This is a genomic window from Ornithinibacillus scapharcae TW25, assembly GCF_000190475.1.
Classification (GTDB): Bacteria; Bacillota; Bacilli; order Bacillales; family Amphibacillaceae; genus Ornithinibacillus; species Ornithinibacillus scapharcae.
The window spans coordinates 180,197-198,168 of sequence record NZ_AEWH01000059.1 but is presented as its reverse complement, the minus strand read 5'-3'; the positions used below and the strand labels follow the sequence as shown (position 1 = coordinate 198,168).

The 17,972-nt window shown below is 37.5% G+C and carries 18 protein-coding genes and 1 pseudogene; 14 read left to right on the top strand and 5 right to left on the bottom strand.

All coding sequences use genetic code 11. The annotated features are described in order from the left end of the window. Positions 1 to 54 precede the first annotated feature (54 nt). The 3 genes from G5W_RS0116620 to G5W_RS22970 are packed head-to-tail and all read left to right on the top strand — an operon-like array spanning position 55 to position 1,736. Entirely contained in the window at positions 55 to 378 is a 324-nt protein-coding gene (locus G5W_RS0116620; protein ID WP_010098395.1) for a PadR family transcriptional regulator, read from the top strand. Further along, positions 371 to 931: an HAAS signaling domain-containing protein gene (locus tag G5W_RS0116615; protein ID WP_010098394.1), complete on the top strand. Its 561-nt coding sequence runs from the start codon at positions 371 to 373 to the stop codon at positions 929 to 931. The genes G5W_RS0116620 and G5W_RS0116615 overlap by 8 nt, the downstream gene beginning before the upstream one ends. Then, positions 924 to 1,736 carry a DUF4097 family beta strand repeat-containing protein gene (locus G5W_RS22970; protein ID WP_010098393.1) on the top strand — a complete coding sequence of 271 codons (813 nt, stop codon included), beginning with the start codon at positions 924 to 926 and terminating at the stop codon, positions 1,734 to 1,736. The genes G5W_RS0116615 and G5W_RS22970 overlap by 8 nt, the downstream gene beginning before the upstream one ends. 36 nt (positions 1,737 to 1,772) lie before the next feature. Here G5W_RS22970 and G5W_RS0116605 read toward each other — a convergent pair whose 3' ends face one another. Continuing rightward, complete coding sequence (locus G5W_RS0116605) at positions 1,773 to 2,369, bottom strand: TetR/AcrR family transcriptional regulator (protein WP_010098392.1); 597 nt, start codon at positions 2,367 to 2,369, stop codon at positions 1,773 to 1,775. A 165-nt stretch (positions 2,370 to 2,534) separates the two neighbouring features. Here G5W_RS0116605 and G5W_RS0116600 point away from each other — a divergent pair, with 165 nt between their 5' ends. The 10 genes and pseudogenes from G5W_RS0116600 to brnQ all read left to right on the top strand — a co-directional run bounded on the left by G5W_RS0116600 (position 2,535) and on the right by brnQ (position 13,322). Continuing rightward, positions 2,535 to 3,452, top strand: a complete 918-nt coding sequence (locus tag G5W_RS0116600) for an ABC transporter ATP-binding protein (protein ID WP_010098391.1) — start codon at positions 2,535 to 2,537, stop codon at positions 3,450 to 3,452. Next, the gene (locus tag G5W_RS0116595) at positions 3,449 to 5,050 is read left to right on the top strand and encodes an ABC transporter permease (RefSeq protein WP_010098390.1); all 1,602 of its coding nucleotides are present in this window, start codon (positions 3,449 to 3,451) and stop codon (positions 5,048 to 5,050) included. The genes G5W_RS0116600 and G5W_RS0116595 overlap by 4 nt, the downstream gene beginning before the upstream one ends. Positions 5,051 to 5,182: 132 nt before the next feature. Beyond that, the gene (gene yfkAB, locus G5W_RS0116590; protein WP_010098389.1) at positions 5,183 to 6,307 is read left to right on the top strand and encodes a radical SAM/CxCxxxxC motif protein YfkAB; all 1,125 of its coding nucleotides are present in this window, start codon (positions 5,183 to 5,185) and stop codon (positions 6,305 to 6,307) included. A gap of 128 nt (positions 6,308 to 6,435) precedes the next feature. Beyond that, positions 6,436 to 7,218, top strand: a complete 783-nt coding sequence (locus tag G5W_RS0116585; protein WP_010098387.1) for a MerR family transcriptional regulator — start codon at positions 6,436 to 6,438, stop codon at positions 7,216 to 7,218. A gap of 250 nt (positions 7,219 to 7,468) precedes the next feature. After that, complete coding sequence (locus G5W_RS0116580; protein ID WP_010098386.1) at positions 7,469 to 8,413, top strand: metal ABC transporter solute-binding protein, Zn/Mn family; 945 nt, start codon at positions 7,469 to 7,471, stop codon at positions 8,411 to 8,413. 1 nt (position 8,414) lies between these two features. Then, positions 8,415 to 9,176 (top strand): metal ABC transporter ATP-binding protein, encoded by a 762-nt coding sequence (locus G5W_RS0116575; RefSeq protein ID WP_010098385.1) that lies wholly within the window; start codon positions 8,415 to 8,417, stop codon positions 9,174 to 9,176. Beyond that, the gene (locus G5W_RS0116570) at positions 9,157 to 10,080 is read left to right on the top strand and encodes a metal ABC transporter permease (protein WP_010098384.1); all 924 of its coding nucleotides are present in this window, start codon (positions 9,157 to 9,159) and stop codon (positions 10,078 to 10,080) included. Before G5W_RS0116575 ends, G5W_RS0116570 begins: the two co-directional genes overlap by 20 nt. 1 nt (position 10,081) lies before the next feature. Then, the gene (locus G5W_RS0116565) at positions 10,082 to 10,960 is read left to right on the top strand and encodes a metal ABC transporter permease (protein ID WP_010098383.1); all 879 of its coding nucleotides are present in this window, start codon (positions 10,082 to 10,084) and stop codon (positions 10,958 to 10,960) included. Between the two features lie 71 nt (positions 10,961 to 11,031). Next, positions 11,032 to 11,756 (top strand): annotated as a pseudogene (locus G5W_RS22460) (EcsC family protein). Positions 11,757 to 11,963: 207 nt separating this feature from the next. Then, the gene (brnQ, locus tag G5W_RS0116555) at positions 11,964 to 13,322 is read left to right on the top strand and encodes a branched-chain amino acid transport system II carrier protein (RefSeq protein WP_010098382.1); all 1,359 of its coding nucleotides are present in this window, start codon (positions 11,964 to 11,966) and stop codon (positions 13,320 to 13,322) included. A 43-nt stretch (positions 13,323 to 13,365) separates the two neighbouring features. On the opposite strand, the gene G5W_RS0116550 is transcribed toward brnQ, so the two are convergent. Beyond that, a complete protein-coding gene (locus tag G5W_RS0116550; RefSeq protein WP_010098381.1) occupies positions 13,366 to 14,034 on the bottom strand; it encodes a GntR family transcriptional regulator in 669 nt (222 codons plus the stop codon). Between the two features lie 202 nt (positions 14,035 to 14,236). On the opposite strand from G5W_RS0116550, the gene G5W_RS0116545 reads away from it, so the two are divergent. Next, a complete protein-coding gene (locus G5W_RS0116545) occupies positions 14,237 to 14,533 on the top strand; it encodes a heme biosynthesis protein HemY (RefSeq protein WP_010098380.1) in 297 nt (98 codons plus the stop codon). Between the two features lie 228 nt (positions 14,534 to 14,761). Here the strand turns inward: G5W_RS0116545 and G5W_RS0116540 are convergent, their stop codons facing one another. From G5W_RS0116540 to G5W_RS0116530, 3 genes are all read right to left on the bottom strand, one after another. Beyond that, positions 14,762 to 16,384 carry a catalase gene (locus G5W_RS0116540; RefSeq protein WP_010098378.1) on the bottom strand — a complete coding sequence of 541 codons (1,623 nt, stop codon included), beginning with the start codon at positions 16,382 to 16,384 and terminating at the stop codon, positions 14,762 to 14,764. A gap of 160 nt (positions 16,385 to 16,544) precedes the next feature. Next, positions 16,545 to 16,859 (bottom strand): hypothetical protein, encoded by a 315-nt coding sequence (locus G5W_RS0116535; protein WP_010098376.1) that lies wholly within the window; start codon positions 16,857 to 16,859, stop codon positions 16,545 to 16,547. Between the two features lie 148 nt (positions 16,860 to 17,007). After that, positions 17,008 to 17,940, bottom strand: a complete 933-nt coding sequence (locus G5W_RS0116530) for an amidase domain-containing protein (RefSeq protein WP_010098374.1) — start codon at positions 17,938 to 17,940, stop codon at positions 17,008 to 17,010. Positions 17,941 to 17,972: the final 32 nt, after the last annotated feature.

Below are 17,972 nucleotides of genomic sequence, written 5' to 3'. Positions count from 1 at the left end.
ATAATTATTGACAGGTACTATACAATAAACAGTAGTTGAGTAGAGGTGGAAAATTTGAACGTTCAATTTAAAAAAGGTGTACTGGAACTTTGTGTACTCGTTCTGTTAGATAAACAAGATCGATATGGATACGAGTTAGTTCAAAAGATTTCGGACCAAATTCAAATATCAGAAGGATCTGTATATCCATTATTAAGAAGGTTAACCAAAGAAGGCTATTTTACAACTTATTTAAAAGAATCTTCCGAGGGTCCGTCAAGAAAGTACTATGCACTCACGGAGGAAGGTAGAAAATACCTTCAGGATCTATTAGACGACTGGGAAAGGTTCACCAGTGGTGTAAATCAATTAATAAAGGAAGGTGTTCGGGATGAATAAGGAACAGTTTTTGGCTAAATTAGATAACGCGTTGAAACGACTTCCTTCTGCAGAACGTGAAGATATTCTACAGGATTTTAGAGAGCATTTTGAAATAGGTTTGGGAGAAGGAAAGAATGAAGAGGAAATTGCAGAAAGTCTTGGAGCTCCACAGCAAATAGGTAAGGAAATGGTTGCTGCCTATCGCATTGAGAAAGTTGAAGAAACGGCAACGACAGGAAATATTTTTCGGGCAGTTTGGGCTGTTATCGGACTTGGATTTTTTAATTTACTAATCGTTTTAGCACCATTCGTTGCTTTAGTAGCATTTGTGATTTCCGGCTGGGCTTTAGGTGTTTCGTTAGTATTAAACCCTATATTTTATTTATTAAATGTTGCTATCTATCCGGAATTATTTGAGTTATATCAATTATTCTTCACTATTGGTTTAGCGGGTGTTGGAATATTTATGATTATTGGAATGTATTATGTGACGCGCTGGATTATAAAAGGATTTGTTCGTTACCTACAGTTTAATGTGAAGATGGTTAAGGGGGGATTGAAGCATGCCTAAACAAAAATTATTAATTCTAGTTGCAAGTTGCCTTTTAATTGTTGGTGCAATAGGAAGCATTACCACTTACCGTACGTCAGATGTATCGGCGGAGGATCTTACGGATACAGAGATAATCGAAAATGCTAATTTGACACAAATTGAAATAGAAACAGAGAACGCTAAAATAGAAGTTCTGCCAACCGATGAAAAAAATATCAAGCTAGAATTTACCGCACCTGCTTCAGAGTATGATAAATATAAACTAAAATTAGAAGAAGCGGGAGATACACTCTCCATCGAGCTAAAGGAAAAGAGGATTCGATTCCTATACTTCGACACAAGTTTTGACTTTACGGGTCCGGTCCTGAAGCTGTATCTACCACAGAAGCAATACGAGGAATTAAATATCGATGGAGTGAATGGAAGAATTGATGTAAAGCAAATAGAAGTTGCTTACGCGGATATCGAAACAATTAATGGGAAAATAGAGCTGGAGGAACTGACTACAGTGGAAACCGAGGTTTCATCGGAAAATGGTGGTATCGAACTACATCATGTAGATGGAAATATTTCGAGTGAGGTTACGAATGGTAGTACACTACTTGTTACAGATAACCTCGAACGCTCGATTGATTTAGAATCAGTAAATGGAAAGATAACTATCCAATCCAGCAAAGAACCTACCAATGCAACCATTGAAGTAAGTGTAGTAAATGGCAAGGTTAACATTTTTGGTGATAATGCAAGAGTGAAGACCTATGGCGATGGAAAGCATCATATAAAAGTGGAGACAGTTAATGGTGGTGTAACATTTTCTAATTAGATAAAAGGGTAGAGATGCTTGTGTATCTCTACCCTTTTATTTTTTCTCTACTCTTCCCCCGATAATTCCATAAAAGAAAAGCATTGTGAGGTCCTCTGTTAGTGGCAGGATATGTTCATAGACCTCTTTCTTTTGTAAATACTCACGGAACATTTGAATATAAACTAATATTGCTTCATTCGAGATATTCCGGTCTATTTGCCCCTTTTCTTTCGCTTGATTAAATAGTTTAATCATTTCAGGAAGAGCTTTATTGGTATAAAAATCCTCTATATAACTGTTTTCCCCAGAGGTAAATTCCTGCATGATGTAATTATAGACTTCCTCATGAATGGAACTAGCTGATGTCTTTTTATTAAAGATAAATTGTGTTATTTTTTCGGTGAAATCAATATCGCTGTTAATAATTCGTTCATATTCACGCCAAACATCCTCCATATAAAATATGATTACTTCATCCACTAATTTATCTTTACTCCCAAAGTAATTATAGATTGTTACTTGAGATACATCTGCTTCCTTTGCAATTTCGGCAACAGAAACTTTTTTTATCCCATATTTCATAAAAAGATTGAGTGCGGCTTGTAGTATACTGGTCTTTTTTAATTCACTTCTTCGTTTAAATCCATCCAAAATGGTTCACCTCATTCTTAGTTTAATAAAACTTATGAAATTTAACAATGAAAATAGTTCAAAAAACGGTTGCGTTCTAAAATGGTTTTTTATATTATGAACTTATAGTGATAAAATATTTCAAAACTAATCGCGGTATTACTAAATAATGAAGGAGGTAGTGCAATGGCAGTTATAGAGACAATGAACCTAACGAAAAAGTTTGGAGGCTTTACCGCCTTATCTGGTGTGAATTTAAAGCTGAACGAAGGGGAGATTTATGGTTTTATCGGTCCGAATGGAGCAGGAAAATCTACTACTATTCGTATTTTATTAGGAATTTTAAAAGCAACAGAAGGTAGTGTGAAGATCTTCGGAAAGGATGCCTGGACTGAAGCGGTTGAAGTTCATAAGCGAATTGCATATGTCCCAGGAGATGTAAATCTTTGGCCAAATTTAACTGGAGGAGAGGTTATTGATTTATTTGGGTCTCTCCGTGGAGGGATTGATAATCGCAAGCGTGATGAACTGATGAAACGTTTTGAATTGGATCCGTCTAAAAAGTGTCGAACCTATTCAAAAGGGAATCGTCAAAAAGTAGCCTTAGTTGCTGCCTTTTCGGCAAATGCAGAACTTTATATTCTTGATGAGCCAACCTCTGGGCTCGATCCATTGATGGAACAAGTTTTTCAGGAGTGTATCCGGGAAGTAAAAGATGCAGGAAAGAGTGTATTGTTATCGAGTCATATATTGTCTGAAGTGGAAAAGCTATGTGACCGAGTTGGTATAATTCGACAAGGGAAAATTATAGAAACAGGCACATTGAATGAATTACGTCATTTAACAAGGACAAATCTGGTAGTTGAAACAAAAAAACCGATTACGAATTTATTATCATTGCCTGGGGTACACGAAATTGAAGGAAATGGTCACGCAGCCTCCTTTCAAGTTGATTCGGAACAACTAGATTCTGTTGTTAAACATATTAGTCAATTCGGTGTAGTAAAACTTGAAAGTGCTCCGCCTACATTAGAAGACCTATTCATGCAACATTATGAAGGTGCAGGGATACCTGAAGTAGAAGTGGGGGGGATATCCGAATGATCTCCATTTTATATAATAAAACTGGACGATTAACTAGGTTTATCCTAAGACGAGATAGATTACGTCTTCCGATATGGATTCTGGGTATTGCGTTTTTCACCTTCATAATTCCAGGTGCGTTTTTGGAACTATATCCATCACAACAGGAGAGAGACATCATGGCGGGAACGATGAAAAATCCAGCAATGATTGCAATAGCTGGTCCTGCTGATTTCGATCATTACACAATTGGAGTAATGACTGCTCATCAGATGTTAATATTTACGGCAATCGTTGTGGGATTAATGAGTATTTTGCTTGTTACTCGACATACGCGTGCAGATGAGGAAGATGGTCGGATTGAACTCATTCGCTCCTTACCAGTTGGGAGGCTTTCTACTTTAAATGCGACGATTATGGTATATGTGATTACGTATATTTTATTAGCTCTTATCGTAGGCTTGGGATTGTTTACATTAGATATTGAGGGAATGGACTTAGAAGGGTCCATGCTTTATGGAGCTGTATTAGGTTCTACAGGTGTATTTTTTACTGGGTTAACCGCATTGTTTGCACAAGTGTCACAAAGCTCCCGTGGCACAATTGGTTTGTCTATATCGGTATTAATTATAGCCTACATTCTACGGGCGGTTGGGGATGTTAGTAATGAAAAAATTAGCTGGTTCTCTCCACTTGGTTTAGTAACTCAAACAGAAGTATATTCTTCTAATAACTGGTGGCCGGTACTAGCTTTATGTGTGGCATCAATTTTACTAATAGTGGCGGCATATTATCTTAACACAATCCGAGATATGGGAGAGGGATTTCTCCCCTCAAGGCCAGGAAGGAAGCATGCTAGTATCTTCCTTCAATCCCCTATTGGTCTAATCTTGAGATTACAACGTACAGGATTAATTTCATGGGCATTAGGTATGTTTGTAATGGGGGTTTCGTATGGATCCATATTAGGAGATTTGGAGGCATTCTTTGATGGTAGTCAAGAACTACAGAAAATGCTAGTTACGGAAGAAGGGTATTCATTAATAGAGCAGTTTTTACCAATGTTAATGATGGTAATGGCTATCCTTGCAGCAATTCCCGCTATAATGTCTATCAATAAATTATATGGAGAGGAGAAGAAACAACGAATTGAACATGTTTTAGGGCGCGCTGTATCCCGCACAAGTCTCATGCGTAGCTATCTAGTGATAGCTAGCATTAATGGGTGTGTGATGTTATCCTTAGCGGCCGTAGGGTTGTGGCTTGCTGGTAGTTTAGTCGTAACGGATGGCTTAGAATTTAGTCTAGTTTATGGAGCAGCTATTACCTATTTCCCTGCTACTTTAGTAATGATAGGTTTAGCTACAGCACTTATCGGCTGGTTACCAAAGAAAACTAGTGTTATCTGGATATATATTTCTTATTCCTTTTTTGTATTGTATTTAGGAAAACTATTCCAATTTCCTGAATGGGTGGGAAAGCTTTCACCATTCGGTTTTATTCCGCAGGTACCAATGGAAGAAATGGATTGGCTAACAACCATTTTACTTATCGTGATGGCGGTCATCTTTTCTATCATTGGAATGATGGGATATAGTAGACGTGATATACAAGGATAATCTCTAATATGCCTATAGTTCTAAGAGAGCTATAGGCTAACTTTTTCACCTTTCATAAAACATGGTAGAATAATAGCTGGCACTTAACGATATAATGAAAAAACAACTAAGAGTTTACGGGAAGGAGATACGATGAAAATAATAGAAAGAAAACCAATTACCCCTAAATATGATCCTTGGGAAGCATATCTTGATGTAGAAGAACACGGGAAAATGACCTTATCCAATGTTGAATTTACAACCACCTATATGTGTAATATGCGCTGTGCTCATTGTGCAGTTGGATATATGCTACAAGCAATAGATCCAGATGCTCTTCCTATCGAATTATTAATCCAACGGTTAGAGGAAATTCCTCATTTAAGAACGATGAGTATTACCGGTGGAGAACCAATGATGAATAAGAAGTCCGTAAGAAACTATGTTGTACCATTGCTTAAGTATGCACATGAACGTGGAGTACAAACACAAATTAATTCCAATTTAACGCTTCCTTTTGAACGCTACGAAGAGATTATTCCATATTTAGATGTCCTACATATCTCCCATAACTGGGGAACAGAAGAAGAATTCGCGGAAACTGGATTTGCGCATATGGATAGGAAACCAACAGAGGAAAATCGCAAGAAGTATTTTGAAAGAATGGTAGAGAATTCCCAGGCTTTATCCAAGCTTGGCGTCATGGTGTCCGCTGAAACGATGTTGAATAAACGGACATTTCCATATTTAGAAAAGATTCATGACCATATTATTGAAATGGGCTGTGCTCGTCATGAAGTTCATCCGATGTATCCAGTTGATTTTGCTAGCACATTGGAAACATTAACATTGGATGAAATCCGAGAAGGGATTACTAGACTATTAGACCATCGAAATCAAGATATGTGGATGTTATTTGGTACGCTTCCTTTTTATGCTTGTACTTCCTCACAGGAGGAATTAGCTTTACTTAAGCGATTGTATCAAGAGAAGAATGTCACGGTTCGTAATGATCCAGATGGCAGGTCACGTCTGAATGTTAATATCTTTAACGGTGAAATTATTGTAACTGATTTTGGTGATGAGGAACCATCATTAGGAAATATTAAAGATACGAAATTAGTTGATGCTTACCAAAATTGGATGGGGTCTAAAACAGCAAATAGTTTAAACTGCCATTGTCCCGCAGTAAAATGCCTTGGTCCGAATTTGTTAGTGAAGAATGCCTACTATAAGGATGTCGATTTTCAAACTAGAAAAGCTAATCTTCATCTATAATAAAGCGAACTTAGAAACACTTAATTGACGTCTATTATTAGACTATATTAAGTGTTTTTTTTCTCTTGAACCTACAGTTACGTGAGGCGATATAATCAGGATAGGAATACGAATAGGAGGAGATTAGTGTGGCAGAAGAAGCTAAATATGGGATTGGCGAATTTGCAAAAAGAACAGGGATATCTGTACGTACGTTGCATTACTATGATGAGTTAGGACTTTTAGTTCCAGAAAAAAATGTCAGTTCTGGACATCGAGTATATTCGGAAGGAGATATAAGGAAACTACAAAAAATTCTAAGCCTAAAGTTTTTAGGTTACAGCTTAGAGACTATTCGTGAAATGCTCGAAGATACGAAATTCTCTCTCGATCTAGTTGATACTTTATCTCTTCATCTAACGGGTCTACAGGAAGAAAAAGAAAGGATCGAGAAATCCATTACTGCGATAGAGCGGACAATTAAACTGTTAAAAGAAGAGGGTGAAGTGGATAGTTTAGTATTAATGAGTTTAATCAGTAATATCCAAACAGAGAACATCCAAAAAGATTGGTTACAAAAGCATGTTTCAGATGAAATTGTTGAGGTTTTGTTCAATAAGTCGGAAGAAGATAAGCTCGCCTTAGATAAGGAATATATCCATTTAACCAAGGAATTAAAACATCTATTCGGTAAGCCGGTAGATAATCCAGAGGTGCAATCTCTAGTTGAAAGGTATATTCATGAATCTTTTAAGTTTTTAGGTGAAGAAGCTATGAATATTTTAGGAGAAGCCAAAGTAGATGAGGAAGACATAAAAGAGTTTGAAGCAATGGTTCCATCCCCTTTCACGAAGGAAGAGGAAGAATGGTTGAATCAGGCGATAGAATATTTGATGATGAATAGTACGATGTCTTCAGAGGAAGATAATTAAAATAAAAAAGCTGTTCATGATTCTTTCATAGAACAGCTTTTTTTATTCGCTTGGAAGGTATAGAAGCTGTCATAAATTAAATATGTTTAACAAACCACATGTCCGCTGCATAGGATTTAACGCCCTAATGTTTCCTTTGGGCAAAATTTAAAGTTAAACTAAAAAGTACTTGACTAATACAAACTATCCCAGATATATTGTTGTTAACAAATAAAGTTTCCCAAGGGAAAAATAAAAAGGAGAGTGCAAAATGAGAAGTTTGGTTAAAAAGTGGTTTGTTTTAATTGTTTTTTGTTTTGCGATAGTGACTTTAGTGGCATGTGCAGTGGAAGAATCTTCGTCTGATAAAACAGAGGGAAAAATTAAAATTGTAACGACGATAGCACAGATAGCTGATCCATTGTCCGTAATTGGTGGAGAGTATGTGGATGTTAAAAGTTTAATGGGGCCTTCTGTAGATCCTCATCTGTATCAGGCAACACATGGCGATATTACAAAAATTGATGATGCAGAGCTTGTTTTTTACAACGGGTTAAATTTGGAAGCGAATATGGTGGAGATATTTAATGAAATGTCAACGTCAAAACCAGTTCTTGCAATAGGAGAGACTATCTCAGAGGAGAAGTTAATAAAAGATGAAGCTGGAGCGATAGATCCACATATTTGGTTTGATTTAAATCTTTGGAAGCAGGCCTTGGATGCAGCTGTGGAGGAACTGAAAGAATATTCTCCAGACCATGCCGAGTACTTTGAGAAGAACAAAGAAGCGTACTTTGCGAAAGTCGATGAATTAAAAGAGGAAGCAGAAATGCTTTCCGAAATACCTCGGGATAAACGATACTTAGTAACTGCCCATGATGCTTTTGGGTATTTTGGTAGAATGCATGGTTTAGAGGTTATTGGTCTACAAGGTTTAAGTACGGATGGAGAAATTGGTGTATCCGACATACAGGATACCATTCAAATTATCAAGGAATATAAGGTACCAGCTGTTTTTGTAGAAAGCAGTATTAATGCAGAATCAATTCATGCTGTAATGGAAGGAGCAAAAAATGAAGGGGTAGAAGTATCACTAGGTGGCGAGCTCTATTCAGATGCGATGGGTGAGTCTGGTACGGTGGAAGGAACCTACGTAGGGATGTATCGGCATAATGTAGAGACGATTTATCAAGCGTTAACTGGAGGGGCGAAATAGTATGTCTAAAACAGTTCTGAAAGTGGAAAATCTAACAGCTTCCTACCGAAAAAACTATGTTTTGGAGGATGTGAACTTTGAAATAGCTCAAGGCTCCCTAACCGGAATTGTTGGACCCAATGGAGCGGGCAAATCAACTTTAATTAAAACATTACTTCGTCTACATCCACCGATAACAGGAACAGTTGATTTTTATGGATTACCATTTAAGGACGCGCAGCGAGTTATCGGGTACGTACCACAAAGAGGGTCGGTAGATTGGGATTTTCCTACCAATGCCTTGGATGTGGTTGTAATGGGGTTATATGGAAAAATTGGATGGCTAAAACGACCATCCAAAGCACATAAGCGATTAGCGTATGAGGCATTGCAAAAAATGGGAATGGAAACGTATGCCAATAGGCAAATCAGTCAATTATCCGGAGGACAACAACAACGTGTTTTTCTTGCGCGTGCACTAGTTCAGGATGCAGACTTTTATTTCATGGATGAACCACTTGCCGGTGTAGATGCGGCGACGGAAAAGGCAATTATGGCGATTCTGAAAGAGTTAAAAAGCTATGGGAAAACCGTTATGGTCGTTCATCATGATTTACAGACGGTAGAGGATTATTTTGACCATGTATTATTTCTCAATCGGACAGTAGTGAAACATGGTAAGACATTGCAAGTTTTTACGAAAGAAAATATTACAAAGACTTATGGGGGAAACTTGCGAATCCATTTTGCGGAGGAGGAATCTCATGTGGTCCATCCTTTATAGTAGTAATTTTCACTGGGTATTAACTAGTACATTAATCTTAGGTGCAGCAGCAGGAATGGTCGGTTGTTTAGCTTATTGGAAAAAGCAAAGTCTTATGAGTGATGCTTTGGCACATGCAGCATTACCTGGTGTGATCATTGGTTTTTTACTAATAGGTGAAAAAAATATAGTCTACCTTATTCTTGGTGCAGCTATTAGTGCGCTAATTGGTGCCTTTTTTATACAATGGGTCCAATCAGCAACAAGAATATCAGAAGATACAGCGATGGGAATGGTTCTTTCTATATTCTTTGGATTTGGAATTATGCTCTTAACCATTGTGAATCGAACAGCTGGAGGAAACCAAAGTGGTTTAGATAGCTTTATTTTTGGGCAAGCGGCTTCTATGGTGAAATCGGATGTGTTTACGATGTTAACCCTTGCTATTGGGGTTATTGTAATTGTGTTTGTTGGATTTAAAGAATGGAAGATCTATTTATTCGATCCAAGCTTCGCAAAGGGCATTGGTTTATCCTTGAAAGGGATGAACGTTGTTTATACATTAGTTCTTGTGACTACAATTGTCATAGGGATCCAAGCTGTAGGGGTTATCTTAATTGCCGCACTATTAATCATTCCTTCGGTTAGCGCCAGGTACTGGACGGATTCATTTCGTCTAATGATTTCTTTATCGGCACTATTTGGAGGGGTGTCTGGTGTCCTTGGAACGTTTATAAGTGCTGTGGGAAATGGCTGGCCAACTGGGCCGTTTATTGTTGTAGTTGCCGCTTTCTTTTTTGTGATTTCATTAGTACTTGGAAAAGAAAAGGGGATTCTTATAAATTATTTAGAACGACGGTCACAACGGAAGCAAATGTTAGTTACTCCTAGTCCATCCATTATCAATGTTAAAGGGGGGAAATAAAGTGTCATATACCGGTTGGATTATCCTAACGGCGTCCCTTGTTGGCCTCTCCTGTAGTTTAATAGGGGTGTTTCTTATCTTAAGAAAGATGGCAATGATGGCAGATGCAATCAGTCATACCGTACTATTAGGAATTGTAGTTGCTTTTTTGGTTACGCGTGAATTAAGCGGTCCACATATGTTAATTGGTGCCGTTATCGCAGGATTAATAACAGCGCTGCTAGTTCAATGGTTATATCAACTAGAAATTGAACAACACGCTTCCATTGGTATTGTGTTTACGACGTTATTCGCGTTAGGGGTAATCCTTATTTCTACCTCGGTTGGTAATGCCCATCTTGATGTTCAACATGCTTTAATGGGAGAGATTACGTTTATTCCTTGGGAAACCATAACACTTCCATTGATTGGTAACGTGCCTGAAGCCACCGCTTTACTAGCAATCGTTCTAATTATCATATTGATTAGCATTATCGCATTTTACAAAGAGTGGAAACTTACTTCCTTTGATCCTGCTTTAGCTGCTAGTCTTGGCATACCTGTAGTACTGATGCATTACCTTTTTATGAGCCTTGTATCGATTACTACAGTTGCATCTTTTGATGCAGTAGGTGCCATAATGGTAGTAGCGATGTTAATTACACCAGCCGCCTCAGCGTATTTATGGACCGATAAATTATCGGTGATGTTAGTATTGAGTGGCATATTCGGAGTTATTTCAGCAGTGACGGGGTATATAATCGCTGCACGGATAGATACTTCTATCTCAGCCTCGATGGCTTTTGCTACAGGGATCATTTTCTTGATAAGCTTTATTAGTTCCCCAAAACACGGATTAGTCTCAAAATATACTCGACCATCTATATCATCATTGCGCTAAAAGATTTCGAAACAAAACCCTTCTGATATACGTAAGTACACTATAAGAAAACAACTCTGAGGATGATAAAGATGCATGAATATGAAGTAAAGGTATATGATGAACTGCAAGTTTGGCGAACACAAATCATGAAGCAATCTGGCTTGATGAATCGTTTAGCAAAAAAAGCACAGGTAAAGATTAATGAAAAAATTCCAGAAAAAGCACATGCTATTATTACGGAAAGTATAAAACAAATGATTAAAGCAACTTTAGTTGGTTCTAATATAACAACGAAAAAAGTTTACCCAACAATTGGAAGTTAAAGGATCGAGATGAGCAGGCAAGAGAAAAATTAGCAACCTATCGTAAAACCGCTACCATTGAGGGAGCTGGGACAGGTGCAGGAGGTATACTTCTTGGTCTTGCTGATTTCCCGCTACTTTTATCCATTAAAATGAAATTTTTGTTTGAAGTAGCAGCTGTCTATGGGTATGACACGAACAAGTACGAGGAACGATTATTTCTCCTTCATATTTTTCAATTAGCTTTTTCGAGTGATGAAAAAAAGCGAGAAACATTCTTTATGATTGATAATTGGGAAGAACAGAAGGAGAAGCTTGTGGATATGGACTGGAGGTCCTTTCAACAAGAATATCGAGATTATATAGATTTAGTGAAGCTTCTTCAATTAGTCCCAGGTATAGGAGCGATTGTTGGTGCTTATGCTAATTATAACCTTCTGGACCATTTAGGAGAAACGGCTATGAATAGTTTTAGACTACGTATATTATCGGAATCACCCAAAGATTTCTAGTTAAGAGACAGTACTTGGTGGGAAAAGCTCCAGGTACTGTTCTTTTTGTATCTAGTATTCGCCAAAAATTTAAAAAATCTAAAAATTTAGTCATAATGTATTGATTTTTAATAAGTTTCATAGTATGATGTTTTCTATAACTTGTGTAATATATTGCATATCACAATGTCAGATAATTCAGAAAAACACAACTCAAGGAGAGCGGTTATGAAGGAAAAACTATCATTTTCATCGTATTTAGCAATAGGTGTTATGCTATTTGCTTTATTTTTCGGGGCGGGTAATCTAATCTTTCCGGCTCAATTAGGACAAGCAGCTGGTTCAAGTTTATGGCCAGCGGTGTTTGGATTTTTAATCACAGGAGTGGGATTACCATTAATGGGTATATTGGCAATGGGATACTCGGGAAGTAAGGATTTACATGACCTAGCAAGTAGGGTAAATCCAGTTTACGCAGTGTTATTTACATCGTTACTATATCTTACTATTGGACCATTCTTTGCGGCTCCAAGAACAGGAGCGGTGGCATTTGAGATTGCTATCGCGCCACATTTAACTAGTGAAACTACTCAACTACCTTTACTCTTATTTACAGTGGTATTTTTTGCGATTTCTCTTTTCTTCTCACTTAATCCGGCTAAACTAGTCGATAATGTTGGGAAACTATTAGCACCGGGAATCGTATTGCTACTAGGGGTACTTCTGGTAGTAGTTATGATTAAGCCGATGGGGGCAGTGCAAGAACCACTTGAGCCTTACAGCACTAGTGCTTTCACTACAGGATTTCTAGAAGGATATAATACAATGGATGCCTTAGCCTCATTGGTTTTTGGAATAATTGTCATTAATTCTATTCGTGCAATGGGGATTACTTCTAGAAAAGAAATATTAAGAGCGACATCAAAAACTGGTATTATAGCTATTTTATTATTAGGATTAATTTATATCGGTATTGCTTACCTAGGATCAACTAGTGTAGAAGCTTTTGGGATAGTTAAATCTGGAGGGCTAGTATTAAGTGGTGCTGCCGATTATTACTTCGGCTCGTTTGGTGCAGTTTTATTAGGGATAGTTATCGTTCTTGCATGTTTAACGACAAATATTGGATTAATGGCAGCCTGCGCGGAATATTTCCATCGATTAATGCCAAGGTTCAGCTATAAAACGTTAGTAGTCTTTTTCACAACTATCACGTTTATCATTGCGAACTTTGGATTATCGAATATTATCATGTACTCTGTACCGGTATTAATGTTCCTATATCCTCTAGCAATTGTTTTGATGATGTTGACATTCTTGTCGCCATTGTTTAATCATTCACGAATGGTTTATATAACCACTATTGCAGTAACATTTGTCATTAGTATTTTTGATGGTGTAAAAACACTATACAATTCATTACAGATTGCTGATTACGGTATCTTCCAGCCCGTAATTACCTTCTATGAAGACACTTTACCGTTTTATAGTCAAGGGCTAGGTTGGTTAGTACCGGCTTTGATTGTATTACTAGTAACGGGTATTATTTCTAGATTTACGAAAGTTGCACAAGCTGCAAGAGTTTAAAAAGAAAAAGTCGGTTTCCTAAGCTTTTAGGATCCCGACTTTTTTAGTTGTTATTAGTATTAGCTAGATTGAAGTCCTTCAGAATACCAAGCCAGTTTTCTTTCATCAAAGTAGACGCTCGTTCTTTATCTTTCTCTTCTATCGACCGAATAATACTCTCATGCACATCTATGGAGTGATCAGATAAAATGATGGAGTTGTGGAAAAATAACCTTCTAACATGTGCTTGTAGCTTCTCCACAATTCCGTTAATGTACTGATTATTTGCAGTATCAACAATCAACTGGTGAAATTGTTCATCAATATTTAAAGCGGCATGGAAATCTTCTTGCTGAAGAGCAATCATAAACTCCTTATTGATTCTTCTTAATGTTGATATGGTATCGGTCGTGATATGATCGATAGCGAGTTCGGCGGATAATGCTTGCAATACTGCTAAAGGCGGCAGTAAATCTCGGATGGATTCTTCCTCTACTTCTGTTACCTGTGTAGCTTTACCGGGATACATTTTCACAAGCCCTTGTGATTCCAATAACTGTAGAGACTCTCTTACTGGTGTCCGACTAACTCCTAATGCTTCAGCGAGTTCTGTATCATTTAGTTTTTCACCAGGATATAATGTTCCATCAATAATCCAATGAAGAATCTGCTTGTATGCGTTTTCTTTTGCCGTTGTACGGATAGGCTTTGCATGGTTAACAGGTACAGGCAATTTCATTCCTCCTCTGTAGTTACTAATACTTTTAGTATACATGAAAACTACTATTCTGAGTATCTGATTATGTATCTGAGATGTTTAATTTGTATTTTCTTGTAAAAACTGAAACAATATAAAAGTAATTTTTCATACAGTAGAGAGTTTTTCTCTTTTGCTGAATGGGAGAAAATAATCTATATAAAAGGAGTAATGAATCATGCAATGTAAAATTAACCGCAATGCAGCTAAAGTATTAAAGAAGATGCTTGAATCCGAAGAAGCACAAGGTAAGATGATTCGTGTATTTGTAACCCATATCCATGGCGACCATGCACATTACGATATAGAATTAGATACACCAACTGAAAATGATGAAGTAGTGAAAACTGACAAAGATATCGATATAATCCTAGAAAAAGGAAACGAATATTTGGATGGAGTATGGATACAGTATTTCTTCGTACCGCAGGAAGAAATGGTTATTACCAATCCGAAGATGGGACACCATCATTAAGTAGGAAGACAGGCGTGGCGCCTGTCTTTTTTTGATATTGTGCGGGTGGATGTAGGTAGGAAGTGGTTCGGCGAAAAGTGACAGAACTTCGGCGATTTTTTGGTTTCATCGGCGAAAAAGTCATATTGTTCGGCAAGTCGACCAATATGATCGGCGAATACTACTATTACTTTGGCGAATCGCAAAAAATAGAGGTACTAGCCTAAGCCAGTACCTTATCCAATATTCTTAATATGGCTCAGCATCTCTACCTTTTTTAATCGCATCATCCACTGCTTCAGGGGCACTTGGTTTGCCAAGTGGGTGAAACTCTTCACCAGCCTCCATCTTCGTATTACCTAATTCTTTTGTTTTGGCAGCAATACCTTCGCGAAGGCGACGACCATACTCTTCATCTGCTTCCTCAGCAAGAGCAATCATTTTGTCTTGGATTCGTTTATCACAAATTGCTAGATCGTTTACCAGGTTGTTAATAAGCTCGTCCTTTTCCCATTGCTCGAAGCGGCGGTATGTTTCACCGGCTTGCTTTGTATTGTCATGTCTGTCGATGGATTCTCGAACTAGGTTTCCTTCTACCTTAGGGGTATGCTCGACACCTACTTGCTCTGCTTCTTTTAGCCCCCCAAGGACGGATGGCTCGTAATTCACATGGGGATTTTGTCCAGGTGCTTTGTCGCTCTGATAACGGAGCTGACCACCCTCTTGATTCGTTGCAACACGTTTCTTCGCTGCGTTAATTGGTACTTGTAAGTAGTTAGCACCTACACGATAGCGTTGAGTATCGGAATAAGAGAAGGTTCTCCCTTGTAACATCTTGTCATCAGAAAAATCGAGTCCATCAACTAAAACACCTGTACCGAAAGCAGCTTGTTCTACTTCCATAAAATAATTTTCTGGATTTTTATTTAACACCATTCGCCCTACTGGGAGCCAAGGGAATTGATCTTCTGGCCAAAGCTTTGTATCATCAAGTGGATCGAAGTCTAACTCTGGATGTGGGCCATCCTCCATGATTTGAACAAATAGTTCCCACTCGGGATAATCCCCTTTTTCAATTGCTTCATATAAATCTTGTGTTGCATGGTTAACGCTCTTAGCTTGAATCTCAGATGCTTCTTTTACAGTTAAGTTTTTAATGCCTTGTTTTGGTTCCCAATGGTATTTGACGAGAACTGCTTTTCCTTCTGCATTAACCCACTTATATGTGTTTACTCCAGACCCTTGCATCATCCGGTAATTTGCCGGAATTCCCCATGGTGAATAGACGAATGTCACCATATGGAAAGACTCAGGGGAATTCGAACAGAAATCAAAGAAACGTTCAGGATCCTGCATATTCGTTACAGGATCTGCACGGAATGCGTGAATCATATCAGGGAATTTCATTGCATCACGAATAAAGAATATCTTCAAATTATTTCCTACAAGATCCCAGTTCCCGTCCTCTGTATAAAATTTAACAGCAAATCCTCGGGGATCACGGGCTGTTTCAGGTGAATCATTTCCACCTACCACAGTAGAAAAACGGACAAATACTGGTGTCTGTTTTCCTTTTCCTTGGAACACCTTAGCCCGGGTATATTTAGAAGCGGGTTCGTCGCCCACCATCCCGTATGTTTCAAAATAACCATGTGCACCCGCTCCTCTAGCATGCACAATTCGCTCTGGTACTTTTTCACGGTCAAAGTGACTAATCTTTTCGATAAAATCATAGTTTTCTAATGTAGCAGGACCGCGATTACCAACCGTTCGGATGTTTTGGTTGTTGGTAACGGGATGACCTTGTCTCGTTGTTAACGTGTCCTCATTTTCGATATTCGTTTGTGATTGCTCATTTGGATCATTGACCATTGTCTATCTCCTCTTTCATATGTACTTTGATACAGTATCTATGCTTACCAGAAGCGTGTTAAATTAGTCTTTTTTTTCCAATGAAATTTAAACGATGTAGACTGTGTACACGAACAGGCAAAAAAAAGAACCCTCTCCTAAAGGTTGGAGAGGGTCTTCATTAATTTGTGTAGGTTGCTATAGAAAAGCCATCCTTAAAAGTAGTTAAAGAAACTTGTTTTCCATCCTTTTCAAAGATGCCCATGGATCCCAATCTATCTACTTCTTTCCAACCAAATAGTCTTACGTGTTTCACATAGAGACTATTAAATCCCTTATATTGGTAGGAGATTTGCTCATCGGAATGCTTCGTGTCTACCTGTGCAATGATTGGAATTGGAAAATCATCTATAGGGGACTTTTTTAGCGTGCCGAAAAGTAAAAAGAAAGCGACAATCAGGATGCCTAATAGAAGTAACACTTTTTTGTTTTTCATTCGTTTCCCCTCACTTTGATGATAAGTATCTTAAAAATTTGTACATTAATGTATATGCTTGAAATTTATAAAGTATTTCAATTTATGTTATTAACATGAATCACAAAAAGTACACTCATTTGAGATAGGAGGTTCCTTAAATCGGTAACTAGTTTGTAAATTTAAATACTGTCCAGTTATTGGACGAATCACTTATGTTTTTAATATTTTTGTTTAAAGTGTCATTAGTGTGGTAAGTTAGATATACTGTCCCATTTGCCTTTTTTGTTACAATTGTTGCATGGTATCTTCGTCCAGTTGATGCTTCTCTAAAAAGTACAATATCCCCAAGCGAAGCATAACTTATTACTGAGGAGTTTCCTGTGTAGTTTCTTTGAGGGATATATTTTGACCAATAAGTATAAAAATCAGCTACTCTTATCCATGAAGTTGATTCTTTCCAACGGTAAACATAATGATTGGTTCGCCATTCTTGATAGCGATCACTATACCAATGACTCGTGGTAGCCTTAATTCCAGTTGGGACTGGACTCGGTTTGTGTTCTGAAGTACCAGCAGCGAAGATAGCTTGAGATACGAAATTAGTGCAGTCATTACTATGTGAATTATATAAAGAATTTCTTTTGTTATACCAACTAGTTGCATAGTTAGCGGCTTTTGAACCACTGTATGCTGCTAAAAAACCTACTTCGTCTTCGGAAGAATAGCTATTTAAGGCAGCGGAATCTCCTTCATTTACTTCTTTTTTAATATCTTTTATAGTTTTATTTTTCAGGTGATCTAGATTAAAATCAACACTAGGATTATTTTCTGATAAACCTATTCTTGGTTGTTGAGTCTGATCTAATTCATGTAAATATTCTGCTGCATATGCACGGATGAGTTTGTACTGAGGATGATTTGTTAAATTATTATCTTCATCATATAATAATTGATTTAACAAATAATCTCTTAATTCGATTGAACCTATCTCATAGTCTAATGTGCTTTCTTTAAAGTAATCAAACAAGATAGATTCTATCTCTCCCAAGGTATAGTCATCATCTAACTTTGCTTCAGAAGCATCTGCAACTTCTAACATACTTAGATTAACTCCTATTAATACTGCTAAAG